The organism is Vreelandella titanicae, assembly GCF_014697095.1.
Classification (GTDB): Bacteria; Pseudomonadota; Gammaproteobacteria; order Pseudomonadales; family Halomonadaceae; genus Vreelandella; species Vreelandella titanicae.
In genome coordinates this window covers 2907580-2930909 of sequence record NZ_CP059082.1, presented here as the reverse complement: position 1 = coordinate 2930909, position 23330 = coordinate 2907580, and the positions used below count along the sequence as shown (strand labels likewise).

The 23330-nt window shown below is 53.9% G+C and carries 22 protein-coding genes; 7 read left to right on the top strand and 15 right to left on the bottom strand.

Going from position 1 to position 23330, the window contains the following annotated elements; genetic code table 11:
* Window positions 1–16: 16 nt before the first annotated feature.
* On the top strand, window positions 17–226 hold the full coding sequence (locus HZS52_RS13455; RefSeq protein WP_027958413.1) for a zinc ribbon domain-containing protein: 210 nt from the start codon (window positions 17–19) through the stop codon (window positions 224–226).
* Between the two features lie 6 nt (window positions 227–232).
* Here HZS52_RS13455 and HZS52_RS13450 read toward each other — a convergent pair whose 3' ends face one another.
* The 4 genes from HZS52_RS13450 to HZS52_RS13435 all read right to left on the bottom strand — a co-directional run bounded on the left by HZS52_RS13450 (window position 233) and on the right by HZS52_RS13435 (window position 4423).
* Complete coding sequence (locus HZS52_RS13450; RefSeq protein ID WP_027958412.1) at window positions 233–1060, bottom strand: ABC transporter permease subunit; 828 nt, start codon at window positions 1058–1060, stop codon at window positions 233–235.
* On the bottom strand, window positions 1060–1968 hold the full coding sequence (locus HZS52_RS13445; protein WP_190372953.1) for an ABC transporter permease subunit: 909 nt from the start codon (window positions 1966–1968) through the stop codon (window positions 1060–1062). Before HZS52_RS13445 ends, HZS52_RS13450 begins: the two co-directional genes overlap by 1 nt.
* A 68-nt stretch (window positions 1969–2036) precedes the next feature.
* Entirely contained in the window at window positions 2037–3218 is a 1182-nt protein-coding gene (locus HZS52_RS13440) for an ABC transporter ATP-binding protein (RefSeq protein ID WP_190372952.1), read from the bottom strand.
* Window positions 3219–3319: 101 nt separating this feature from the next.
* Window positions 3320–4423, bottom strand: coding sequence for a polyamine ABC transporter substrate-binding protein (locus HZS52_RS13435; protein WP_022522773.1), 1104 nt, complete (start codon window positions 4421–4423; stop codon window positions 3320–3322).
* A 387-nt stretch (window positions 4424–4810) separates the two neighbouring features.
* Here HZS52_RS13435 and ahpC point away from each other — a divergent pair, with 387 nt between their 5' ends.
* Both ahpC and ahpF read left to right on the top strand, forming a co-directional pair.
* On the top strand, window positions 4811–5374 hold the full coding sequence (gene ahpC / locus HZS52_RS13430; RefSeq protein ID WP_190372951.1) for an alkyl hydroperoxide reductase subunit C: 564 nt from the start codon (window positions 4811–4813) through the stop codon (window positions 5372–5374).
* Between the two features lie 173 nt (window positions 5375–5547).
* Entirely contained in the window at window positions 5548–7104 is a 1557-nt protein-coding gene (ahpF, locus tag HZS52_RS13425; protein WP_190372950.1) for an alkyl hydroperoxide reductase subunit F, read from the top strand.
* A gap of 97 nt (window positions 7105–7201) precedes the next feature.
* Here ahpF and phaC read toward each other — a convergent pair whose 3' ends face one another.
* The 5 genes from phaC to prmB all read right to left on the bottom strand — a co-directional run bounded on the left by phaC (window position 7202) and on the right by prmB (window position 12528).
* On the bottom strand, window positions 7202–9109 hold the full coding sequence (gene phaC / locus HZS52_RS13420; protein WP_022522770.1) for a class I poly(R)-hydroxyalkanoic acid synthase: 1908 nt from the start codon (window positions 9107–9109) through the stop codon (window positions 7202–7204).
* A 118-nt stretch (window positions 9110–9227) separates the two neighbouring features.
* Window positions 9228–9638, bottom strand: a complete 411-nt coding sequence (locus HZS52_RS13415) for a phasin family protein (protein WP_007113285.1) — start codon at window positions 9636–9638, stop codon at window positions 9228–9230.
* A 253-nt stretch (window positions 9639–9891) separates the two neighbouring features.
* A complete protein-coding gene (locus HZS52_RS13410; protein WP_051430497.1) occupies window positions 9892–10401 on the bottom strand; it encodes a hypothetical protein in 510 nt (169 codons plus the stop codon).
* Between the two features lie 62 nt (window positions 10402–10463).
* Complete coding sequence (aroC, locus tag HZS52_RS13405; RefSeq protein ID WP_053857021.1) at window positions 10464–11555, bottom strand: chorismate synthase; 1092 nt, start codon at window positions 11553–11555, stop codon at window positions 10464–10466.
* Between the two features lie 13 nt (window positions 11556–11568).
* Complete coding sequence (gene prmB, locus HZS52_RS13400; protein WP_009287957.1) at window positions 11569–12528, bottom strand: 50S ribosomal protein L3 N(5)-glutamine methyltransferase; 960 nt, start codon at window positions 12526–12528, stop codon at window positions 11569–11571.
* Between the two features lie 176 nt (window positions 12529–12704).
* Between prmB and HZS52_RS13395 the strand changes: the two genes are divergently transcribed.
* Entirely contained in the window at window positions 12705–13274 is a 570-nt protein-coding gene (locus HZS52_RS13395; protein WP_022522766.1) for a Smr/MutS family protein, read from the top strand.
* A gap of 3 nt (window positions 13275–13277) precedes the next feature.
* Here the strand turns inward: HZS52_RS13395 and HZS52_RS13390 are convergent, their stop codons facing one another.
* The 4 genes from HZS52_RS13390 to HZS52_RS13375 all read right to left on the bottom strand — a co-directional run bounded on the left by HZS52_RS13390 (window position 13278) and on the right by HZS52_RS13375 (window position 18909).
* Entirely contained in the window at window positions 13278–14309 is a 1032-nt protein-coding gene (locus HZS52_RS13390) for a patatin-like phospholipase family protein (protein ID WP_022522765.1), read from the bottom strand.
* Window positions 14310–14324: 15 nt separating this feature from the next.
* Window positions 14325–15242, bottom strand: coding sequence for an alpha/beta fold hydrolase (locus tag HZS52_RS13385; RefSeq protein ID WP_022522764.1), 918 nt, complete (start codon window positions 15240–15242; stop codon window positions 14325–14327).
* A gap of 278 nt (window positions 15243–15520) precedes the next feature.
* Window positions 15521–18112, bottom strand: coding sequence for an ABC transporter permease (locus tag HZS52_RS13380; protein ID WP_190372949.1), 2592 nt, complete (start codon window positions 18110–18112; stop codon window positions 15521–15523).
* The gene (locus tag HZS52_RS13375) at window positions 18109–18909 is read right to left on the bottom strand and encodes an ABC transporter ATP-binding protein (RefSeq protein ID WP_022522761.1); all 801 of its coding nucleotides are present in this window, start codon (window positions 18907–18909) and stop codon (window positions 18109–18111) included. Before HZS52_RS13375 ends, HZS52_RS13380 begins: the two co-directional genes overlap by 4 nt.
* Before the next feature lie 76 nt (window positions 18910–18985).
* Here HZS52_RS13375 and HZS52_RS13370 point away from each other — a divergent pair, with 76 nt between their 5' ends.
* The 3 genes from HZS52_RS13370 to HZS52_RS13360 all read left to right on the top strand — a co-directional run bounded on the left by HZS52_RS13370 (window position 18986) and on the right by HZS52_RS13360 (window position 22394).
* A complete protein-coding gene (locus tag HZS52_RS13370; RefSeq protein ID WP_022522759.1) occupies window positions 18986–19690 on the top strand; it encodes an arylesterase in 705 nt (234 codons plus the stop codon).
* An 86-nt stretch (window positions 19691–19776) separates the two neighbouring features.
* Window positions 19777–20478, top strand: coding sequence for a transglutaminase-like cysteine peptidase (locus HZS52_RS13365; RefSeq protein WP_009287953.1), 702 nt, complete (start codon window positions 19777–19779; stop codon window positions 20476–20478).
* Window positions 20479–20492: 14 nt separating this feature from the next.
* Window positions 20493–22394: a bifunctional diguanylate cyclase/phosphodiesterase gene (locus tag HZS52_RS13360; protein WP_022522758.1), complete on the top strand. Its 1902-nt coding sequence runs from the start codon at window positions 20493–20495 to the stop codon at window positions 22392–22394.
* 23 nt (window positions 22395–22417) lie between these two features.
* On the opposite strand, the gene HZS52_RS13355 is transcribed toward HZS52_RS13360, so the two are convergent.
* Window positions 22418–22738: a hypothetical protein gene (locus tag HZS52_RS13355; protein WP_022522757.1), complete on the bottom strand. Its 321-nt coding sequence runs from the start codon at window positions 22736–22738 to the stop codon at window positions 22418–22420.
* A 52-nt stretch (window positions 22739–22790) separates the two neighbouring features.
* Complete coding sequence (locus HZS52_RS13350; protein ID WP_022522756.1) at window positions 22791–23267, bottom strand: hypothetical protein; 477 nt, start codon at window positions 23265–23267, stop codon at window positions 22791–22793.
* Window positions 23268–23330 lie beyond the last annotated feature (63 nt).

The window sequence follows — 23330 nt, the reverse complement described above, 5'->3', positions numbered from 1 at the left end:
TACAAGGTAGCCAACAATGCAAGACGACGCCCTGGTCAATTATGACTTCCACTGCCCCTACTGCGATTCGCCGCTGACCTTCTTGATTGATACGTCACAGGGCAGCCATGATACCTGGGAGGATTGCCATCAATGCTGCGCGCCCATCCAGCTACAGATCATCGTCTCACCGGTGACCGGAGAACTCGATAGCGTCGTCGCCGGGCGCGACGACGACGTTCTATAGTTTGATTTAAACTTCTCGTAGAGCAGCCTTCCGCCGGGTCTCATTACGTCGCATAAGAAACCACGCCAACAGTGTCGCCAGCGATACCGTTAGGATGATCAATGTAGCAAGCGCATTAATCTTCGGCGACACCCCCATACGCACCGAAGAAAACACCACCATCGGCAGCGTATTGGCCCCTGGCCCGGAAACAAAGCTGGCGATCACCAGGTCATCCAGGGAGAGGGTAAACGCCAGCAGCCAGCCTGCAGCCAGCGCGGGGGTAATGATCGGCAGCGTGATAGAAAAAAAGGTTTTCACTGGAGGTGAACCCAAATCCATGGCGGCCTCTTCAATGGAGTGATCCACTTCCCGCAGCCGCGCAGCCACCACGACCGCCACATAGGCACTGCAAAAGGTGGTGTGAGCAATCCAAATGGTTGCCATACCCCGGTCGGCTGGCCAGCCGGTAATCTGCGCCATCTGCACAAATAGCAACAGCAGCGAAAGACCGGTGATGACTTCGGGCATCACCAGCGGCGCTGTGACCATACTCGACAGCGCCGTTTTGCCCCGGAAGTGACCATAGCGTGTCATTACAAAGGCTGCCACGGTGCCCAGGCAAACCGCCATGCTGGCCGCGAAAAACGCGATGCGCAGGCTCGTCCATACCGCCGACAAAATCTGCTGATCTCGAAACAGCTCGCCGTACCACTGGGTGGAAAACCCCGCCCACACCGTCACCAGCTTCGATGCGTTAAACGAATACACCACCAGCACAAACATCGGTAGGTAAAGAAACAGCAGACCAAGCACCAGCATGACCGTTGAGAAGCTCGGCCGTCGCATGCTCATTATTCAAGCTCCTTGGACTGGTAACGATGAAACCAGACTATCGGCACCAGTAATAGCAGTAGCATCACCATGGCCAGCGCCGACGCCACGGGCCAGTCGCGGTTGAGAAAGAACTCTTCCCACAGCACTTTGCCGATCATTAGCGTATCAGGGCCGCCCAGCAGTTCAGGAATCACAAACTCCCCTACCGCAGGTATAAACACCAGCATCGAACCGGCCACAATGCCGCCCGTAGAGAGCGGCAAGGTGACTTTGATAAAGGTATTGAACTTGCGCGAGCCAAGATCTGCAGCGGCCTCTAACAACGAGTTATCCATGCGCGTTAAGTGGGCATATAGCGGCAGCACCATGAACGGCAAGTAGGCATAAACAATGCCAATAGTTACTGAAAACTGGGTATTCATCATGCGCAGCGGCGAATCAATCAGGCCAATCCCGATCAACAGGTTATTGATTAACCCACTGTTGCTTAGAATTCCTATCCAGGCATAGACACGAATCAAAAACGACGTCCATGACGGCAACATGACCAGCAGCAGTAACAGCAGTTGCCAGCGTGCTGGGGCTCGGGCCATGGCATACGCCATCGGGTAACCGAGCAACAAACAGGCCAGCGTGGCAATAAACGCCGTTTTCACTGAGCCCCAATAGGCGGCGATATACAACGAATCTGAGAGCAGAAAGAGATAATTGCCCAGATTAAGAAAGACATGCAGCGTCTGATCGGCGTACTCAAGCAGCGGGCCATAGGGCGGAATCGCAATCGCCGCTTCGGAGAGGCTGATTTTGAGCACCAGCGCAAAGGGCAGTAAAAAAAACAGCATCAGCCACACGAGCGGAAACGCGATCACTGCTCGGCGCCCCAGCTGCAAGCGTTTGAGCAGTGCTGAAGAACGAGATAACTTCATTAAAGGCAGTCTCCTCGCGGTAAGGAATGCGCCACTATCGCAATTCAAAACGTTAGCAGCTCAAGACGCTAGCGGTTCAAAACAATCGTACTGTGATCTTCCCAGTAGACATACACACTGTCTTCCCAGGTGGGTCGATCACCGCGACGCTCGGTATTGGCCATACTGACTTTAATGATCTGGCCCGACTGGGTGCGCACGTAGTAGAGCGAGAAACCGCCTAAATAGGCAATATCATCCACCTTGCCTTCTGCCCAGTTATATTCTGTTGTGGGTTTCTCGCGGGTTAGCCAGATTTTTTCAGGGCGCAGCGCGACCCAAACCCACCGATTCGACGCCTGGGTGGTAATACCGTGGTCAATATAAATGGGCCGCTCGAGCGCGGGAGCGACGATGCGGCAGTGGTCAGCAGCATCTTCGCTAATCTCTCCTTCAAACAGATTCACCGTACCGACAAATTCCGCCACCATGCGGCTCACCGGGCTTTCATAAATATCGATCGGCGAGCCTATTTGTTCGATCCAGCCATCGGCCATGATCGCCACGCGGTCGGCCATGGTCATGGCCTCTTCCTGGTCGTGAGTGACCATAATGCAGGTAACACCCACCTGCTCGATGATCTCCACTACCTCTAGCTGCATTTCAGTGCGCAGTTTTTTATCCAGTGCGCCCATGGGCTCGTCTAACAGTAACAGTTTGGGCCGCTTGGCCAGCGAACGCGCCAGTGCTACACGCTGGCGCTGACCGCCAGAAAGTTGATGCGGTTTGCGCTTGGCAAAGCGCTCCATATGCACCAGCTTCAACATTTGCGCGACGCGAGCGTCGATATCCGCTTTGGGGAGCTTATCCTGCTTTAAACCAAAGGCAATATTCTGCGCCACCGTCATATGCGGAAATAGCGCATAGGACTGGAACATCATATTGATAGGCCGCTTGTGCGGAGGCATAGCGGTGATATTTTCACCGTCTAATAAAATACGGCCCTCAGAAGGAGTTTCAAACCCCGCCAACATCCTCAGCAGGGTTGATTTACCTGACCCGGAACCACCCAATAGCGCGAAAATTTCTCCGCGCTTAACCTGCAAATTGACATCATCCACCGCCAGCGCATCATCAAACCGCTTGCTTAAGCGTTTTACTTCCAGCACCACATCTTCAGCAAACCGCGGGGTTTTACCCTGGGGGCGCGACGAAGAAGGAGTGATTGGCGAAGCAGATGAAGGCTCGTTCGACAGGGGCGTAGTGACCATTCGCCACTCCCATCAAAAGGCCCGGCAATCCGGGCATTAAAAAAGACGAGCAGCGAGCCATAGAGAATTAACTCCAGGCTCGCCGTCGGATAAATGTCGGTTTAACGACCAGACTTTACGCGGTTCCAAATGCGCGTACGGGCACGCAGCACATCTTGAGGCTTTTCAGCCTGTACGTATAGGTTTTGCATGACCTCGGTTTCTGGGTAAATAGCCGGGTCATTGATGATTTCATCAGAGAGGTACTCATCGGCCGCCGCGTTAGGATTGGCATAACGCACGTACTCGGTAATTTCAGCAGCGATTTCCGGGTCAAGAATAAAGTTGATAAAGGCGTGAGCGTTTTCAGTATTAGGCGCATCGGCGGGTACTGCCATCATGTCGAACCAGAGCGCGGCGCCTTCTTTAGGAATGCTATAGGCGATGGTGAAATCTCGCCCTGCTTCTTCAGCACGATCGGCGGCCTGGAAAACATCACCCGAGTAACCAGCGGCCACGCAGATATCGCCATTCGCCAGATCGGACACATAGCGGGAAGAGTGAAAATAAGTCATGTCGTCGCGAACGTCGGCGATCAGTTCGCCAGCCGCTTCAATATCGTCCAGATTTTCACTCAGGGGATCAAACCCCAGGTACGCCATGGCGGGCGAGAGCATTTCATCGGCAGAGTCCAGCATCGACAAGCCGCAGCCCGCTTCGCTCAATGCAGCGGTTATTTCAGGATCAAACAGCAGTGCCCAACTATCTACCGGCGCGTCATCACCCAGAATTTCTTTTACCCGGTCAACGTTATAGCCGATTCCATTGGTGCCCCACATATAGGGAACCGAGTATTCGCTACCGGCGTCGATAGTTTCCAGGTTGGCCATCAGCTCGGGGTTGAGATTGTCTAAATTGGTTAGTAACTCATGGTTGAGCGGCTGAAAAACACCGGCTTTCACTTGGCGGGTAAAATAGTAGGTAGAAGGTACCACCACATCGTAGCCGGAACGCCCGGCGAGCAGTGCGGCATCCAAAATTTCATTGCTGTCATAAACGTCATAAGTCACTTCAATGCCGGTACGCTCGGTGAATTTTTCCAGCGTTTCCGGGGCAATGTAGTCTGACCAGTTAAATACCCGCACCTCTTCAGCGTGGGCAGCGCTAGCCGCTGCGGCGAATGAGATAGCCGCAACGGCCGCGGAAAGTTTGTGGATGTTCCCCATTATCACTGCTCCTGTTGTCTCAACTAGTCATTAAACAATTCAGCATTCACTAAACAATTCAGCCAAATGTTTTGCCAAGTGTCTTCATACCAAGTGCGCCCTGCTGCTGCCGGCAACAGCCCTCAGCGGCTAACAATAGCGTAGGCCATATTACTGACCGTGCGAATTTTGCGGTGCAGTGACGCCTACCGCAAGCCAATGTGAAAAATTCTTGTATTTTGCCCTACCGACCCCATTAAGTAGCTAGTAAAACAGGATCTTGTGGTACGCCAATAGGGCAATGCTATTGGCTAGATGGCTTTTTTTAATTTTAGACATTAGTCGCTAGCCGTTAGCATTAGCACTACTTTATAAACCCTTCGCTCATGACAACTGGAGATTATCTGAATGTCCTTGATCAACACTGAAGTAAAACCGTTTAAAGCCACTGCTTACCTGAATGGCGAATTCGTCGACGTAAGTGAAGCTGATCTGCAAGGCCAGTGGTCTATTTTCTTCTTCTACCCCGCCGATTTTACCTTTGTTTGCCCCACTGAGCTGGGCGATTTGGCCGATCACTATGCCGAGTTCAAGAAGCTGGGCGTTGAGATCTACAGCGTTTCGACCGATACCCACTTCACTCACAAAGCATGGCACGACAGCTCAGAGACCATCGGCAAGCTGCAGTACCCAATGATCGCCGATCCGACGCTACGGATTTCACGTAACTTCGAAGTGTTGATTGAAGAAGCGGGTCTTGCTGAGCGCGGCACATTCGTTGTCGACCCAGACGGTAAAATCCAAATTGTCGAAATCAACGCTGGCAATATCGGCCGTAACGCCGAAGAGCTGCTGCGTAAAGTGAAAGCCGCTCAATACGTTCGTGCCAACCCGAACGAAGTGTGCCCGGCTAAATGGAAAGAAGGCGAAGAAACGCTGGCACCTTCACTGGATCTTGTAGGCAAAATCTAAACCGCCTACGGCTTTCACGCGCTTGCTCTTATTTGCGTGGCGCAAGAGCGTGCAGGTTCAACGCCCGGGTTTCGCCCGGGCGTTCTGTTTTAAAACAGTTTTAAATTATTAATGATTAGTGCCGTCACACGCGTGTATTTAATACGTCTGTTACTTGCGAGGAAGCTACTGTCATGCTGGACGCCAATTTAAAATCCCAGTTAAAAGCGTATCTGGAAAAAGTGACTCAGCCGTTCGAGATCGTTGCCTCCCTCGATGACGGTGCCAAGTCACAAGAACTACTCGGCCTGCTTGAGGACATCAGCAGCCTGAGCGATCAGATTACCCTACACAGCGATGGCCAGGACGACCGCACGCCATCATTTGCGATTAACCGCCCGGGTGAAGAAACTGGCGTGGTGTTTGCCGGTATCCCCATGGGCCACGAGTTCACGTCGCTGGTGTTGGCACTGCTGCAAGTCGGCGGTCATCCGCCTAAAACGTCTGCTGAGCTACTCGACCAAATCAAAGCCCTCGACGGCGAGATGCTTTTCGAGACTTACTACTCGCTCTCGTGCCAGAACTGCCCTGACGTGGTTCAAGCGCTTAACCTCATGGCTATCTTCAACCCGAACGTTCGTCACGTCGCTATTGACGGGGCACTGTTTCAGGACGAAGTTGAGTCGCGGGAAATCATGTCAGTACCAAGCATCTATCTGAACGGTAAGCCGTTCGATCAAGGCCGTATGACCCTTGAGCAGATTTTGGCCAAAGTTGATACTGGTGCCGCCGAACGCGATGCCAAAAAGCTCAACGAGAAAGCCGCTTTCGATACGCTCGTCATTGGTGGTGGCCCGGCAGGCGCGGCGGCCGCCATTTACTCAGCACGCAAAGGCATTAACACCGGCATTGCCGCTGAGCGTTTCGGTGGTCAGGTGGCTGACACCATGGGAATTGAAAACTTTATCTCCGTTTCCCATACCGAAGGCCCCAAGCTAGTTAGCGCGCTTGAAGAGCACGTAAAAGATTACGAAGTCGATGTCATGAACCTGCAGCTTGCCACGGCGTTTAAAGCAGCCGAGGCGGAAGGTGGGCTGCACGGAGTCACCTTTGAGTCGGGTGCGACGCTTAAGAGCAAAACCCTGGTACTGGCGACGGGTGCCCGCTGGCGCGAAATGAACGTGCCCGGCGAACAGCAGTACCGCAACAAAGGGGTGGCTTACTGCCCTCACTGTGACGGCCCGCTGTTCAAAGGTAAGCGGGTAGCGGTGATTGGCGGCGGTAACTCTGGCGTTGAAGCGGCGATCGATCTGGCGGGTATTGTCGGCCATGTCACGCTCGTAGAGTTTATGGGTGAGATGCGTGCCGACGCAGTGCTGCAGAAAAAGCTCAAGAGTCTGCCTAACGTCGATATTATCCTCAACGCACAAACCACCGAAGTAACGGGCGATGGCAGCCGTGTGAATGGCTTGAACTATAAAGACCGCACGTCCGACGAGAGCAAATCCATCGCGCTGGAAGGCATTTTTGTTCAGATTGGTCTGGTGCCTAACACCGAGTGGTTGAAAGGCTCTCCGATTGAAATGACGCCCCGCGGTGAGATCATCGTCGATGCTCACGGTATGACATCCGTGCCCGGCGTCTTCGCCGCAGGCGATGTAACTACCGTGCCCTACAAGCAGATCATCATCGCCATGGGCGAAGGCGCCAAGGCATCGCTGGGTGCTTTCGACTATCTCATTCGAAACTGACAGTGGCGAAGAAAAGCCCGCTGACAAAAATGTCAGCGGGCTTTTTAGTGGGAGGGAGTTTCAGCTCGCGAAACCTTAGGCTATTCGCCTATGCCAATTACGAAGAAGACGGGATTTCCCCCAACACTTCGGGGATTGTCATCTTCACGTAGCGGCCCGGCGCAGGCTCAATAATGTTGAGTTCACCGTCCCCTGGTTGGCGCACGGGCACCATTTTTTCGCTATTGGCATAGCCATTGTCGGTCATCCATGCCTGCCAGTGAGGCCACCAGGAGCCTTCCTGAGCCGTAGCACCTGCAAGCCACTCCTCATGGCTTTCGGGCAGTGTGTCGTTAGTCCAGTAGCTATACTTGTTCTTATGGGGCGGGTTGACGATACCTGCGATATGCCCCGAGCCGCCGAGCACAAAGGTCACCGGCCCCTTGGGTAGCAACGCCCCATAGTAGGTGCTGTTCCATTTGGCGATGTGGTCTTCTTTGGTGGAGATAAAATAGCTGGGCGCCGACACCTTGCGCAGATCAATTTTCACGCCATCCAACTCAATGCCACCTGGCTCAACCAAGCGGTTCTCTAAATACATATGGCGTAAATACCAGGCATGGGTGCCTGCGGTTAAATTGGTACCATCAGTATTCCAGTAGAGTAGATCAAAGGCGGCAGGCGTCTCGCCCTTCAAATAGTTATTAATGTAGAACGACCAAAACAGATCATTCTCACGCAACAAATTGAAAGTGTAAGCCATCGAGCGGCCATCAAGGTAGCCCTTCGCTTCTAGCGTTTGTTCGATCCCTTCAACCACCCGCTCATTGAGAAATACGCCGATATCGCCAGGATCACGAAAATCCTGCAGCGTGGCCATATAGGTCACCGACTTTACTTTGCGCCCACGGCGGGTGCTGGTGAGGTACGCTACCGTAGATGCCGTTAACGTGCCGCCGACACAGTAGCTGAGGAGATTAACCGACTTCTCGCCGCAGGCCTGCTCGATAGCTTCTATCGCGCTGATCGGCCCCATCTGCATATAATCGGCCCAGGTAATATCGCGCTGCTCCGGGCCAGGATTACGCCAGGAGATCAGGAACACCGTATGGCCCTGATCCACCAGCCACTTCACCATGGAATTATCTTCACGCAGATCGAGAATGTAGTACTTATTGATCCACGGCGGCACCATTAGCAATGGCGTTTTAAAGGTCTTTTCCGTCGTTGGCGTGTATTGGATCAACTGAATCAGTTCGTTTTCATACACCACTGAACCGGGCGTTACCGCTATGTTTTCGCCCACGCCAAAGGCGGCGCGGTCTGTCATGCGGACATTAATGCCTTCACCAGAGTTACCTAAATCTTCACGTAGACGGGCCAGACCATCCACTAGGTTTTGACCACGGGTTTCAATGGTGCAGCGCATGACCTCTGGATTGGTAGTTATAAAGTTAGTGGGCGCCATCGCGTTGACCAACTGGCGCGCGTAAAACATCAAGTTACGCTTCTGGGTTTCATCCAACCCACTTAAGTTTTCAACCAGCTCTTCCACCATCTGCGAGAACAGTAAGTACTGCTGCATAATGGCCATATAGTGGGGGTTTTGAGTCCAGGCTTCATCTTTGAAGCGACGGTCACTTTTAGCCGGAGTAATCAGCGGCGTTATTTGCTCGCCAGCCATGCCACGCAGGGCCTGTTGCCACAATAGCCACTGGTCTTGAAGCAAACGGTTCTGGGTTTCCCACAGCAGCGTAGGGTTTTGCATTAATGACTGAGCACCCGCTTCAAAGCTTTCACGCATATCACTGTAAATTGAGTCGGCGGCTTCACTGGGCGCAATACGGGAAAGCAGATCCTGCATCAATCCTTGGTACTGTTCGCTAATCTCTTTAAGCTGGTTATTCCAGGCTTCAATTTCCTCTGGGGATAACCCTTCAGGCAGTCCTTGAGAAAGCCCTTCAGACAGGCTGTCAGATAGCCCTTGTGATATTGCCTGGAACGGATTGTGCCACGCTGACTGCATACTCATTCTCCCTACGCCTATCATCGGGCGCACCGACCACTTTGGCTATGTAAGCATATATAAATTAAAGCTTATAAATGCATCGCGGCGCCCTTGGGCGCCGCGATGAGGTCACTAATCAGCTTTTGCGCGATGACTGACTAGAGGCTTTGGCAGGTTGCTCGCTTTTTGTAGCCGCCTTGGCTTGCTCGGACATTTGCTGACCGGCTTCGCTGAACATTTTTTCCATTTCAGACTTAAACTGCAGGCTCATTTCGCTCATGACGCGCGCGTCTTCCTGCATCTGCTGGGAAAGCTCGTTCATCATTTCAGCTTGCTTGGTGCCGAAATCACGCAGGCTTTCTGCGTCTTGAATTTCAGTGGCGCTACGAATGCGCTCTGTACCCATCTGGCTGTAGCGCTTCATGGCTTCCAGCTGATACTGGGTCATTTTTTCCATGTTGTTGAGCATCAGCGAATTAATTTTACGCATGGGCTCAAACATTTGCTTAGTTTGGGCGTTGAAGGCGTCCATCATATTGTCTTGCATAGTGTCTGCTCCTGTTTAGTTCCTTGGCATGAGCCTTGGAGTGACTCATCGTGATGTAGCTTGTCTTGCCTTGATTTGCTGCACTGCAAAAAGAGTAGTCCCTGGCATGCTGCATTGCAACAGCGACACTGTTTTCAGTAGCTGCATTCAGTAACGCTGCAAAACGTCTCCGCATTGCCTCTCTCACATCGCCATTAGCGATCTTTCAATCCACTTCCCCACAATCTATTTTTGCCAGTCTATCGTTACTGATTTATGAATCACTGCGCTTGGATGTTGAACGTGTGCTTGAGCCGGAACGGGAGCGCGACGACGCTGTTGACTTGGCCTTACCACCACTACTGGTACTTTTATTGGCACTACTATTATTAGTACTGCTCGCCCTGGAACTCGCCGCACTGCTTTTAGAGCTGGTGTTACCACCCTGTTCAGCCGCACTGCCGTTAGACGAGGACGCACTAGTGGCATTAGTGCTGGCGCTGCCCGCTTGGCGCAACATATCCAGCATCATTTGCTGATAAGTGCCGAAGTTGGCTAGCCCTTGAGACAGTCCTTCAGATAGTCCCTGCGAGAGCCCTTGCTGCATCATCGGCTGCTGGAGAAAGGGCCTCATAAGACTCATGGGGTCGTAGCCCTCTACCCCAGACTCCATTTGCCGCTGGATATTTTCCAGCAGGTTTTTCTGGAAAGCTTCGACATCCGGCAGACCCAGAGATTGGCGAAATTCGTCCGGGGTAAGATCAAATTCAACGTTAATCTTCATAGGCGGCTCCTGCACTGTTTTGTTTGAGTGTAGCAGTGAACTGCAAACCTCACCGTATTGCGCTAGCGCTGGGTTAAACGCGGCGTATCAACGCTCACCTCACTATTTTGGCCGCGATGACGCAGCCAGTGATCCAGCAACGTAATCGCCATCATCGCCTCAGCGATGGGCGTTGCGCGAATACCCACACAGGGGTCGTGACGCCCTTTGGTAATCACTTCGACGGCCTGTCCATGGATATCGATAGAGCGGCCAGGCGTGGTAATGCTGGACGTCGGTTTTAGCGCCAAACGAGCCACAATGGGTTGGCCGCTGGAAATACCGCCCAGCACGCCACCAGCATGATTGGAGAGAAAGCCTTCAGGCGTCATCTCGTCACGGTGTTCACTGCCCCGCTGAGCGACACAACCAAACCCTGCGCCTATCTCCACACCTTTTACCGCATTAATACTCATCAAACCATGCGCCAGGTCAGCATCCAGGCGGTCAAACACCGGTTCGCCCAGCCCTACCGGCACCCCTTCGGCAATCACGGTGATCTCAGCACCTACCGAATCCTGATCGCGGCGCAGCTGATCCATGTAGGCTTCCAGTTCTGCTACGCGCTCCGGGTCAGGGCAGAAAAAGGCATTTTGACCCACCGCTTCCCACTGTTTGAAATCAATCTTGATGGGGCCTAGCTGGCTCATATAACCGCGAATCTGAACACCTTGGGCGGCCAAATATTTCTTGGCAATCGCCCCTGCCGCCACTCGCATAGCGGTTTCACGGGCGCTGGAGCGCCCACCGCCGCGGTAGTCACGGTGGCCATATTTATGGTGGTAGGTGTAATCCGCATGCGCTGGCCGAAACTGCTCTTTGATTTTTGAGTAGTCGTTAGAGCGCTGATCGGTATTTTCGATTAACAGGCCAATAGAGGTGCCGGTGGTCTTGCCTTCAAACACCCCTGACAGGATGCGCACCTGATCAGGTTCTTTGCGCTGGGTAGTATGCCGCGAACTGCCCGGCCGACGGCGATCCAGATCATGCTGTAAATCTGCTTCGCTTAACGGTAACCCAGGCGGGCAGCCATCAACGATCGCGCCGAGCGCAGGGCCGTGACTCTCACCAAAGGTAGTGACGGTAAATAGTTTGCCAAACGTATTGCCAGACATGGCGATTAGTTCCTCACTGGAAAGACGCCACATGGGCGTCGAGTTCAGCGGCGCTCAAGGCAAATACGCCCTGGCCGCCACGCTCGAATTCAAGCCATAGGAAAGGCACGTCGGGAAACGCCGCTTCCACATGGCGATCAGAGTTGCCGACTTCTACGATCAGCCAACCCTCATCGGTTAGGTGTTCCCGCGCTTCACGGAGTATGCGCCGCACGATATCCAAGCCATCGCTGCCTGCCCCCAGTGCCAAGGAGGGTTCATGGCGGAACTCAGCAGGCATGGTGGCCAAGTCGCGGGCATCAACATAGGGCGGGTTGGAGACGATGAGATCAAAACGTCGACCTTCCAAGCCGCTGAATACATCCGATTCCACCGCTCGCACCCGGTCTCCCACATCATGGCGGGTAATATTTTGCCGTGCCACAGCCAGGGCATCCTGGCTGATATCAGCAAGCGCCACTTCACAAGTGGGCAAATAGAGTGCCGTAGCAATGCCGATACAACCGGAGCCAGTGCATAGATCCAGCACGCTAGCAGGCGGCTCTTCGGGAAACCAGGCGGCAAAGCCGTCTTCAATCAACTCGGCAATCGGCGAGCGCGGAATCAGCACGCGCTCGTCAACGCTAAACGGGTGACCGGCAAAGAAGCTCTCGCCGAGCAGATAAGGCAGCGGGCGGCGGGTGGTAACACGCTCCCGCGCCAGGGCAATAATCCGCTGACGCTCCACGGGCAGCAGCCGCGCCTCTAGCACACTGGGGTCGATATTCCACGGCAGGTGCAGCGCGCCCAAGCAGAGTGCCACCGCCTCATCCCAGGCAGAATCGGTACCATGGCCATAGTGCAGGCCCGCCAGATAAAACTCGCTGGAGACCCAGCGCAGGTAGTCGCGCAGCGTAAAGAGCTGGCTCACCAGCAACGACTCCGACAGGGAAAGGGTTGAGTGAGAATGCTCAACATTTAGATGCGTGGTCACAGCGGCTCCTGGTTAACGATAATCATGACTGCAGGCAATAGAACCTGAGCCATATGACGAATAAAAGATTGTACCTTTCACGCCGCCCGGTTCACAGCAACGCTCAGCCCGCTATACTGTGCTTCTTTAACTGATTCACCCGTGCTACCCCCATTTTTCTACCACCCGAGCCTGACATGACGCGACACCGCCACCTGCCAAATGATGACGATATCAGTGCCTTCCGCGACGCCTTGAAGGCGGCGGGGGTACGCCCTATCGCCACCAATCAGGCCGACCCTGGCAAACCCAAGCGCGACGTTAAGGCCCATGAAGCACGGCGCAACGCGGCGGTTGAGAGCAGCGCCCCTCAATCCAGCGGGCGCACTTCGGATGGCCGGGTGGAAGCCGTGCGCCCCTCAGAGTACCTCGAGTTCAGCGTGCCCGACTTGCCATGGCGCACGTTTAGCCAGCTAAAGCGCGGCCAAACCGCATGGCAGGCGGGGCTTGATCTGCATGGCTATACGCTGGAGGAGGCCCGCACGGAGTTGGAGAGTTTTCTGCGTGATTCAGCGGGGCAAGGTCTGCGCTGTGTGCTGGTGGTGCATGGCAAAGCGTGGGGCACCACCTCTGATTTTCCTGTACTCAAAAGCCATACCAATACCTGGCTACGGGAGTGGCCGGGGGTGTTGGCGTTCTGCTCGGCCATCGATCTCGATGGTGGCACTGGGGCAGTGTACATCCTACTGCGCAAGCGGGGTCAGTAGCCGTTACTCGGTAGCATCGGAAGCGATACTGGGCATCCGGCGTTCCAGCGCTTCATCTGCCAAGTGGCGACCAAGGCGAATCAAATCTCGGCCCCGGTAAAATTCGTAAGTACTACACACCGTTTTGGGGATTTCGATCAGCACATCGGGTGGATATCCTGCCACTTTGTACTTGGCCAACGCCGCCTGGGTAATATCGAATGACTCCAAAATCATATCGAGCTTGCTCCACTCGCGCTTGCCGCGCGCTTCAGTGGTTTCTTCTAGCTCTTTGTCGTCGCTCTCCCCGTTTGCGCCATCACCATTGGCACCCAGCCCTGCCCACAGTTTTTGGGTAGCTGCGCGTACATCGCCTATCCAACTGCTCATGCGTTGATCGCGGTCGATCTCGCTTTGGGTGCGGCTATCGGCTTCTTCCTCCTCTTTAGGCAGTAACTCCTCCAAGGTCACCGGCAACGGGCTATGGGCAGTCACATTAACCGCTACCACAAAGTCTGCTTGGTGCGCGGCTACCATAGGCATAATCGGCAGCGGGTTGAGCAGCCCGCCATCCACCAGCACCTGCTCGCCCAGATGAACAGGGGTTATAACACCCGGCACGGCCATTGAGGCACGAATCGCCTGCAGCAAGGGGCCACTTTGAAACCACACTTCCCGTTGCCGCACCAGGTCTGTCGCTACCGTGGTGACGGGGATCGCTAGGTCTTCTATCAGAATATCGCCGACCAGAGCTTCCAGTTTGCTCATGACTTTGCTGGCACGCATCGCCCCCATTGAGCTCCAGGTTACGTCAACCAGTTTGAGCACATCCAGGTAGTCGAGTTGACACACCCAGTCACGGTATTCAGGCAGCTTACCCGCGGCATAAATACCGCCAATCACTGCGCCCATTGAACACCCTGATACGGCAATAATTTCGAATCCCCGCGCCTCCAGTGCTTCGATCACGCCGATATGCGCGTAGCCACGGGCACCACCGCTGCCCAATACCAGAGCGACTTTATTGCCACTGCTCACGTGAGCCAATTCATTCATGCTGCGTTCCCTCCCTTAAACGGCACCAGTGTTACCCCAGTGAGTGCCGATAACCGTGGCAACTTGCGCCACTGCTCTAGGCTCCAAGTGTAAATGGTGGCCCCCCTTGAGCACTTTTCGGGTTAATCCTTTGACCGCTTGCCGTGCCTCTTGAGCCCATTGGCGCTCGCCTAAAATTCCCTGCTCGCCTTCTATCAATAGCAGCGGTGCGTTAATTTCCGCCAGTAGCGATAGCACTTGCTGAGGGGTAAAGCGCACCAGGGACGGCTTCAGTAACCGGCTGTCGGTGCGCATTTGCACATGACCATCAGCAGTAGGCTGGGTGTTACGCTCTACTAGCGGCGTGGCCGTGATGCTATCCAGCGGCGTGACCCCGCCTGCAACACGCGCAGCAATGGCACTCTCGATATCGGGGTAACGCGGCGCTCGTGACAGCGGCCGACGGTAGGCTGTAAGCCCCTTACGCAGCTGGCTGGCGGTCTCTTCAATGGGTGTATTGAGCGCCCCAAGTCCATCAATCAGCGTTAGCCGCTCGACGCGTTCGGGTAACGAAGCGGCGAGCAAGCAGGCCACTGCCGCCCCCATGGAATGGGCCAGTAAGCTGGTTTGCTCCAGCCCCAAGGACTCCATGGCATCCAATACATCATGGCAATAGTCCCAAAGAGCATAGTCGCATAAGGCATAGTCACCGCCCTGTGGCGCGTGTGCCGAATGACCATGGCCGCGAAAATCCAGCGCCACAATACGAATATCCAACGCCTCGACCAACAGCGGGGCTAACCGGGTAAAGCTGGCCGCATTATCCAGCCAGCCGTGTAAGGCTAACCAGGTTGGGGCGTCAGCACGCCCCCAGCTCAGCGCCGCTAAGCGTCCTTGGGCAAGTGAAAGCGGCTTTGGCGCAACAGAGAGCGCTACCGGGGTGATTTGGGGCATAGAGTAACAGTCCTGAATAAACAGCTAATGATCCTGAACGAACGGTCGCGTCACTGGATCAGTAAGATGACGGCGCAGACGACAAACGTTACCATGCTAGGCATATTTTACTTCAACCTTGTACTTAACATTGTACTTAACACTGTATTGGTGCCGTTATGAAACCACGTCGTGATACCCGCGCCCGTAATCTGGTCTTTTTTGTAGCTGTCATCAGCGCCACCGTCGTCGGTTTTTGGCTGGCCCGCTGATTCATGAGTCGTCAAATCCTCACCGGATTAAGCTTCACCCAGTAGGCCGAGGCTGGCTGCCGGCGCTTGGCGACGCAACCCCCGCGAAAGCGCATGCCCAATGACACCGATCAATAGCGCCCCGCCAACGGGAAGGAAAACCCATAGTCCCAGGTGCAAACGCGGGGTGAGATCCAGCAGGTAAATATACAGTACGGCCGAGGTTAGCTCCGCAAGTATTGCGCCCATCAAACCACTGGCAAAACCCAACAGCGCGTACTCGGCCCCCTGTACCCGTGAAATCATTCTGCTGCCTGCGCCAAATACGCGCAGTAGGCCGCTTTCATGGGCACGCACCGGGCGGCTTGCGGTCAGCGCGGCATACAGCACGCTAATCCCTGCCAGTAGCACCAAGGCGAGCACCAACTCCACTGCCCGGGTGACCTGGGCAAGCACATCCCGCACCTGACCTAAAATCGCGTCCACATTAAGCAACGAGACGCCTGGGAAGTCGGTGATCAGCTCACGAATCAGTCCCTGTTCCGCGTCTGGCAGGTGAAAAGCGGTGATGTAACTATGGCCAAACTGCTCCAGCACGCCCGGCGGGAAAATAACGAAGAAATTAGGCTGGAAGCTATCCCAATTCAGACTGCGCAGGCTGGTAATTTGGGTAGTGATCTCGTCGCTACCCACCGAGAAGGTCATCTCATCACCAATGCTTAGCCCAAGCCTTTCGGCGAGCCCATCCTCCATTGAAATGGGCACAGGCCCCGACTGTGGTGTTGCCTCCACGGCACTCATCCAGCCTTGGCTTTCATCGCTGCTCTCACTGCCTGAGTTGCTACCCAGCTGCGCTGGCGTGAACCACTCGCCAGCCACCACTTGGTTGCCTTCTGGCACTTCAGATTGCCAAGTAAGGTTGAGCTCACGACGCAGTGAGTTGTCGCCACGGGCATCCGGTGGTACGGCATCGGTGGGAGGCTGATCGTTAATCGCAATGACGCGCCCGCGCACCATTGGATAGAGAGTGCTTTGGGTTTCTACACGCGGCGAAACGGCCGCTTCAAAAGGGTCGCGTTCTGAAGGTTGGATATTGATGGCAAAGTAGTTGGGCGTATTTTCAGGCAGTTGGTCTTGCCACGTGCTTAGCAGGTCGCCACGCACCAAGACAATCATTGCCATGGCAAAGAAGGTCACCGAGAAGGCCAGCAACTGCCCTAGACCCGCTTGACGACGCCTTGCCAATTGACGGCCACCCAAACGTAGCGCCTGTGACCATTCACTGCGCCCAGAAAAACGCTGAACAACGCGTAGTAAGCCGCTTAGCAACAAGGCGCTAATCATCCACAGCACACCCAGCAGCAGCGCCCCGCCGATTAACAGTCCGATCGCCAATGGTAGGCTACCTGAGTAGAGCCATAGCAGCCCGCCAAACACGATACTGGCCACGCCGACAACTAACCAAGCCGAAGGCGGCAATGGGTCGAGCTCACGGCGCAGCACTTTTAACGCGCTGACCCGTTTAATCCGTAGCAGCGTGGGGCCAGCAAACCCCACCAGCACGGCTAGGGCCGTAAACACGCCTAACCCCAACGGCATGAGACCAGGAGGCGGTAGCGTCATAGGTAGAAAGCTTACCAATAGCCAAATCAGTACCGCTTGACCAATGAGCCCAAGCAGCGCGCCAATGGCTGCTGCCACTAACGCAAGCCCCATTAACTGAAGGGTAAAGATGGTCACTAATTGGCGCTGACTTGCACCAAAGCAGCGCAGCAATGCCGCGGTATCCAAATGACGCTCGACATAGCGGCGAGTCGACATCGCAACCGCCACGCCCGCTAGCAATACCGCGGCTAAACCGGCTAACCCCAGATAACTTTCAGCTCGCTGTAAAGCATTGCCCAACTGTGGGCGGTCTACTCGTACGTCACGCACTTCTACCCCTTCGCGGCGTAGTTCGGCCAGCAGGCCTTGCACTTGATCAAGCGCCGCAGGTGAGCCCGCCGCTAAAATCTCAAACTCAATCCGCGAGCCTTCCTGCACTAGGCCAGTGGCTTCGACATCCGCAGTATTCAGCATTAAGCGTGGGTTAAAATTACCAAAACCGCCGGATTGATCCGCTTCACGCTCGATGATGCCCGTTACGGTGAGCTCGGTTTGTCCCACCTGGACGCGATCACCCAACTCGATCTCGACCAGTTCGATCAGCCGAGGGTCGGCCCATGCTTCTCCGGGCTGGGGGCCTGAGTCTATTTGCTCAGTGCCATTTCCAAAATCGACATGAGAAACACCGTAGTGAGGGTAGACGTCATCCACGGCCTTTAAACTAGCCGGTTGAAAACGCCCGTCGCGGCTAATCATCGACACCAAGTCGACTTGATCACTGAGTATAAAACCGGCGCTTTCAAGGCGCTCTCGCAGCTCGGCTGAAAACGGATCACGCTGTTCCAGCACCAGATCACCGCCCAGCATCTGCCCTGCCTGGCGCTCCAAGCCGCGCTCTAGACGATCCAGAAAAAACGCGATCATGGTGGAAGCTGCGACGGCCAATACCAGGGCAATAAAGAGCGCGCGTACATCGGCTGCACGCAGGTCTCGCTTAAGGCTGCGCATGGCTAAACGCCAATTCACATCACTCATTGCGCCCCCTCATCAATCGAAGCGGCAGTTGGTACGATGTTTTCAAGTACGGCTTCTAACTTGCCATGATCTAACCGCAAGCAGCGATCGCAGCGCCGCGCCAAGGCGTGGTCGTGAGTAACCAGAATAAGCGTAGTGCCCGCCTCATGGTTGAGCTGGAAGAGCAGATCTATGACTTGCCCACCGGTATCCGGATCCAGGTTGCCGGTGGGCTCATCAGCAAATACCAGCTCGGGGTCGGTCACGAAAGCACGCGCCACGGCAACGCGCTGCTGCTCGCCGCCGGAAAGCTGTTTGGGTAAGTGGTTCACTCGCTCACCAAGCCCAACACGCTCCAACCACTGAGCTGCAGTTTGCGTTTCCCCGGCGCGGGGCGATAATTCAAGGGGCAACATGACGTTTTCAAGCGCGCTCAAAGTGGGCAGCAATTGAAAGTTCTGGAACACAAAGCCTACTCGTCCGGCACGCAGCGCTGCTCGACCATCTTCATCCAAACGGCTTAATGCGTGTCCAAACAGCGTTAGTTCACCGTCGCTTGGCGTATCAAGACCCGCTAATAGCCCCAAAAGCGTTGATTTACCCGCACCGCTCTTACCCAGAATCGCTACGCTCTCTCCCGCCGCTACGCTCAGCGACAGGTCGTGTAAGATGGTGAGCGAGCGTTCACCGCTGGTGACTTTTTTAGAAAGTTTGTCAGCGTGCAGCACGGCTTGCCTAACAGTGCCGCGGGGAACATCGGCTACCGCTTGGTTGTCGGTAGTAGCTTGGCGCTCACCTTGGGATGCCTCGCTCGACATGGATATATCCGTAGCAGCATTGGCAGCTTTATCTAAGGAGCTTGAACTTGAAGAGTTTGAACTTGAGGAATAAGACATGAAGCGTGGCATCCCTATGGCATGGCATGGACTGAACCGCATGGTAACCGGATGGCTGGTGCTGCTGATAGTCACCTTTGCCTCATCGTCTATCAACGCAGAGCCTGTCAACGCAGACACAAACCCAGGCCCCACCCTGCTGGTGATGGGTGATAGCTTAAGCGCCGCTTACGGCATAGAGCGTGATCAGGGCTGGGTGAACCTACTGGAAGAACGCTTGGGAGATGATGCCCAAGTCATTAACGCCAGCATTAGTGGTGAAACGACGTCTGGAGGATTACAAAGGTTCACTGACCTTCTCGGACAGCGGCAGCCGGATATTGTTCTCATTGAGCTGGGCGGCAACGATGGTCTACGCGGCTTATCACCCAATCAAATGCAGGCAAACCTAGCCAGTATGATTGAGCAGAGCCAAGACGCTGGTGCTCAGGTGCTGCTACTGGGGATCGATATCCCGCCTAACTATGGCCAAGCGTACCGAGACGCCTTCACCGGGGTTTTCCACTCGCTGGCGGAAGAGTATGACGTTTCCCTAGTGCCTTTTTTATTGGAGGATATCGCCCTGAACGAGGCGTTAATGCAGAGCGATGGCATTCACCCTACCGCCGATGCTCAGCCGATTATCCTCGACAATGTATGGCCCGAACTTGAGCCGCTCATTGAACCCCTATTAGAAACAACGCATCAGGCAGCGGTTCAATAACCTCAGCCTTTTGACTGAGAGGTGTAGCACTTCCACTCGTCAGCTTGTAATCTTAAGCCCTATTTGGCGGTTACTAACGGCGACTCATGCCTGCATCCTCGCATCACACTCCTACATTCTCGCGTCGACAGTTCTTAGCAACAGTCGGCGCGCTTTGGTTAGGCGCAGGTCTTGGCATTCATCCAACGCCTGCCGCAGCGTTTGATCCACAACGCCTACGCCAAAGCATGCAGCAACAGTATGGGCAGGCTGGTTTGTCCGTATTAGAGGAGTGGTTTAACCTGCTTCAACAGCTACAAAACCAAGACGTTCAAGCCAAGCTGCGTGGGGTTAATGACTTCTTTAATCGCCGCATCCGGTGGATTGACGATATCCAGGTGTGGGGGCAAGAGGATTATTGGGCTACGCCTTTGGAAGCAATGGGTAAAGGCCAGGGAGATTGCGAGGATTACTCCATTGCCAAGTACATTACCCTTAAACAATTAGGCATTACTAGTCAGTACCTACGCATGATTTATGTCCGTGCGCGCATTGGGCGTAGTCAAATTACCCAAGCCCACATGGTGCTAGGCTATTACTCGACCCCAGATGCAGAACCGTTGGTGCTAGACAATATTGTACCGTCTATCACCCCTGCCTCTCAGCGTACTGATCTCGACCCACTGTTTAGTTTTAATAGCGATGGACTTTGGGCAGGTGGTTCTTCTGAATCCCGCGCAGACCCATTGGCTCGGCTATCACGCTGGCGCAGCGTCATTGAACGTATGCAAACCCAGGGTTTCATTTAAGAGGAATTGGCACGATGTCACTTATCAAACAACTTTGGATTGCCATTATCGCCCTGCTGCTGCTGTCGTTCATTGGTAGTCTTGCCATTAGTATTACCACTAGCCGCGATTATATCGAACAGGAAGTGCGCATTAAGAACGCTGACAATGCTACCGCTCTGGCGCTTTCAATGAGCCAGCTCGATAAAGACCTTGTCACCCTCGAACTGTTAATCGCAGCTCAATTTGACACCGGCTACTACCGCCGAATCACCCTGCGCGATACGGACGATAGCGTACTTATTGAACGCTCCGCCGAAGAGTATAGTGGCGATGTGCCCGCCTGGTTTCGTCAGCTTATTGAGTTTGATGTGCCCAACGGCACCGCGACGATTCAAGATGGCTGGCGACAGTACGGTACGTTGGAGCTTGAGAGCCAACACAGTTTTGCCTACGCTTCTTTATGGCGCAGCATGCTGGAACTCGCTGCTTGGTTTTTACTTGCCGGAGTAATTAGTTTAGCGATTGCTACCGTGATCGTTCGTGGTATTAAGCACCCCCTTTCCCGCGTCGTCACTCAGGCGCAAGATATCAGTGCGCGGCGGTTTACCACTATTAAGGAGCCACGCACGCTGGAGTTACGCCAAGTCACTCAAGCAATGAACGTGCTTTCTGCCAATGTCCATCAGATGCTCAGTCATGAAAGCCATAAGCTGGACGAGTTACGCCGCCATTTACAGCATGACCGAGTCACCGGTGCGCTGAATCGCGACGTGTTTATGGGTAAGCTTTCGTCTCAATTGGGCAGTGAAGATGCCCGCGCAACGGGCATGTTGATCATGGTTCGCGTACAGGCATTAGAGTCACTCAATGAGCAGCTCGGCTACGCTGCCACAGACCAACTATTAAATACGCTGGTTACCCAGTTGGGGCAATTGGACAGCGCGTCGGCAGAACCAATGGTAGGCCGCCTTAACGGCAGCGATTTTATCTTTATGCTGCCGCTTATGGATGATGTAGAGGAGCTTCGAATTCAGGTGATGGCAGCGTTAGCCGAGGTAGCCGCCACGCAGCCCGACGTGGAGATTTATCTACCAACGGCGATTGTTCCTTATGCTCCACATGATGATCGCGGCACACTGTTAGCCACCCTGGATGACGCTTTGGCACAAGCCGAAAGCCTAACGTCCTTTGAACAGGTAGTCGTGCGTCAGCGCAAGCGTATTTCACTCTACAGCAGCCATGCCGAATGGCGAAATGCACTGGAAGCAGCAATCCTGGTTGGCCCTGAGTTAGCGTACTTCCCGGTAGTAGACGCTCACGGAGACATCATCCATTACGAATGCCCGGCTCGCTTACTGCTAGGTGGGGAGTGGCAAACCGCCGGAGTCTTTATTCCCTGGATCACCCGCTTTGAGATGGAGCCTGCACTTGATTTAGCCGTGGTCAAAAAAGCGCTCGCTAATCTAGAAGATGATCTAAAGCCGGTAGGCATTAACCTCTCTGCGGCATCGATCACTAATACACAGTTCGTTAACGAGCTACGGACTCTGTTGGCAGCACACCCACTATTGGCCAAGCAGCTCTGCTTTGAAGTGCCCGCCACGCTTAGCACGCACGCGATTGGTAGCTTACGAGGGCTTTGTACCGCCTTACGGCCCCTTGGTTGCACGTTTGGTATAGAGCATGTGGGGGCAGAGTTCACCAAACTTGCAGATTTACACGATGTGGGTCTTGCTTACTTAAAAATGGATAGCAGTCTTATTCACCAACTGCATGCTTCGAATGAGCAGCAAACCATTGTCCGCGGCATGGCTACGCTCTGCCATTCATTGGGCATTCAGGTGATAGGGGAAGGCGTTGCAGACGATGAGGAAATAGCCTGCCTGTTCCGCGTGGGTGTCGATGGAGCCACCGGACCAGGCGTACGCCTTTAACGCATAAACGCAATCGACGACGACTAGATAGTGTCGTCGTCGCTTAGCAAACCTACATCATTTTTAACCCGCAAGGACTTACGCTCCATCACTTTCGCCTGTGCAGCTTCCGGAAGGTCAGTGAAAGTGATGACTCCCTTGTTTAGTAACACCTCAAGAATATCTTCTACCACCCTCACAAACGCTAAGTCAGACGCTATAAAGTGTGCTGAGGATCCTGGCTGATCAGCAAGGAAAGCCAGTACCTCAGGTGAATCAGGATCAATCGTTTCGTTGCACTCTGACGTTGGCTCTTTGCTGAGCATCAGGATCTCGCCGGATGTATTACGTTTGGTGTAGAGCATAGATCACTCCCATGCAGGTTCACTGGCTACTAATGAGAATAGGTTCGATTCTTTATTTTTTCGCTAAACGAGCATTTTTTTCAGTTGCTAGATTTGTAAGATAGCCCTCATAGGTTTCATTATGGGTAATCTTTCTTACTTCTTTTCCCACTTGGCATGCCCATTTATTTCCACCACATATCAAAGCAGCTTGCGTAATTAGATCTACATAGGAGGAGCGCAGTATAAATGCTATGCTCGTTTCGTAGTCTCCCCCCTCCCTTTCCAACTGGGTTGCAACTTGCCAGTTAGAGATAGCATTCATCAACACTGAATTCATGTGTTCAAAATTCTTACGATAAAAAGTATTCCTTGGAAGCTTAATCAATATATCAAAAAAAAGCTTATTAATATCGTCGTCGCTAAGCACTTTATCCTTATCAATCAAGTCATCCCATTTATGAGCAACATCACAAATAATTTCTATATACTCAACGGCTAATTTATCACCTTTCATCCAACGTAAAAGCTGTATCTCATCAAAATACATATTCCCCCCTCACAATTGAAAAAAGCCCCACACATAGCGTGCGGGGCATTTTTTATTGCCAAA

What these genes read in the sequence shown, in the direction of transcription:
- HZS52_RS13455 (WP_027958413.1), top strand. Translation starts at nt 17, where the DNA reads ATGCAAGACGACGCCCTGGTCAATTATGACTTCCACTGCCCCTACTGC.
- HZS52_RS13450 (WP_027958412.1), bottom strand. Translation starts at nt 1,060, where the DNA reads ATGAGCATGCGACGGCCGAGCTTCTCAACGGTCATGCTGGTGCTTGGT.
- HZS52_RS13445 (WP_190372953.1), bottom strand. Translation starts at nt 1,968, where the DNA reads ATGAAGTTATCTCGTTCTTCAGCACTGCTCAAACGCTTGCAGCTGGGG.
- HZS52_RS13440 (WP_190372952.1), bottom strand. Translation starts at nt 3,218, where the DNA reads ATGGTCACTACGCCCCTGTCGAACGAGCCTTCATCTGCTTCGCCAATC.
- HZS52_RS13435 (WP_022522773.1), bottom strand. Translation starts at nt 4,423, where the DNA reads ATGGGGAACATCCACAAACTTTCCGCGGCCGTTGCGGCTATCTCATTC.
- ahpC (WP_190372951.1), top strand. Translation starts at nt 4,811, where the DNA reads ATGTCCTTGATCAACACTGAAGTAAAACCGTTTAAAGCCACTGCTTAC.
- ahpF (WP_190372950.1), top strand. Translation starts at nt 5,548, where the DNA reads ATGCTGGACGCCAATTTAAAATCCCAGTTAAAAGCGTATCTGGAAAAA.
- phaC (WP_022522770.1), bottom strand. Translation starts at nt 9,109, where the DNA reads ATGCAGTCAGCGTGGCACAATCCGTTCCAGGCAATATCACAAGGGCTA.
- HZS52_RS13415 (WP_007113285.1), bottom strand. Translation starts at nt 9,638, where the DNA reads ATGCAAGACAATATGATGGACGCCTTCAACGCCCAAACTAAGCAAATG.
- HZS52_RS13410 (WP_051430497.1), bottom strand. Translation starts at nt 10,401, where the DNA reads ATGAAGATTAACGTTGAATTTGATCTTACCCCGGACGAATTTCGCCAA.
- aroC (WP_053857021.1), bottom strand. Translation starts at nt 11,555, where the DNA reads ATGTCTGGCAATACGTTTGGCAAACTATTTACCGTCACTACCTTTGGT.
- HZS52_RS13395 (WP_022522766.1), top strand. Translation starts at nt 12,705, where the DNA reads ATGACGCGACACCGCCACCTGCCAAATGATGACGATATCAGTGCCTTC.
- HZS52_RS13390 (WP_022522765.1), bottom strand. Translation starts at nt 14,309, where the DNA reads ATGAATGAATTGGCTCACGTGAGCAGTGGCAATAAAGTCGCTCTGGTA.
- HZS52_RS13385 (WP_022522764.1), bottom strand. Translation starts at nt 15,242, where the DNA reads ATGCCCCAAATCACCCCGGTAGCGCTCTCTGTTGCGCCAAAGCCGCTT.
- HZS52_RS13380 (WP_190372949.1), bottom strand. Translation starts at nt 18,112, where the DNA reads ATGAGTGATGTGAATTGGCGTTTAGCCATGCGCAGCCTTAAGCGAGAC.
- HZS52_RS13375 (WP_022522761.1), bottom strand. Translation starts at nt 18,909, where the DNA reads ATGTCGAGCGAGGCATCCCAAGGTGAGCGCCAAGCTACTACCGACAAC.
- HZS52_RS13370 (WP_022522759.1), top strand. Translation starts at nt 18,986, where the DNA reads ATGAAGCGTGGCATCCCTATGGCATGGCATGGACTGAACCGCATGGTA.
- HZS52_RS13365 (WP_009287953.1), top strand. Translation starts at nt 19,777, where the DNA reads ATGCCTGCATCCTCGCATCACACTCCTACATTCTCGCGTCGACAGTTC.
- HZS52_RS13360 (WP_022522758.1), top strand. Translation starts at nt 20,493, where the DNA reads ATGTCACTTATCAAACAACTTTGGATTGCCATTATCGCCCTGCTGCTG.
- HZS52_RS13355 (WP_022522757.1), bottom strand. Translation starts at nt 22,738, where the DNA reads ATGCTCTACACCAAACGTAATACATCCGGCGAGATCCTGATGCTCAGC.
- HZS52_RS13350 (WP_022522756.1), bottom strand. Translation starts at nt 23,267, where the DNA reads ATGTATTTTGATGAGATACAGCTTTTACGTTGGATGAAAGGTGATAAA.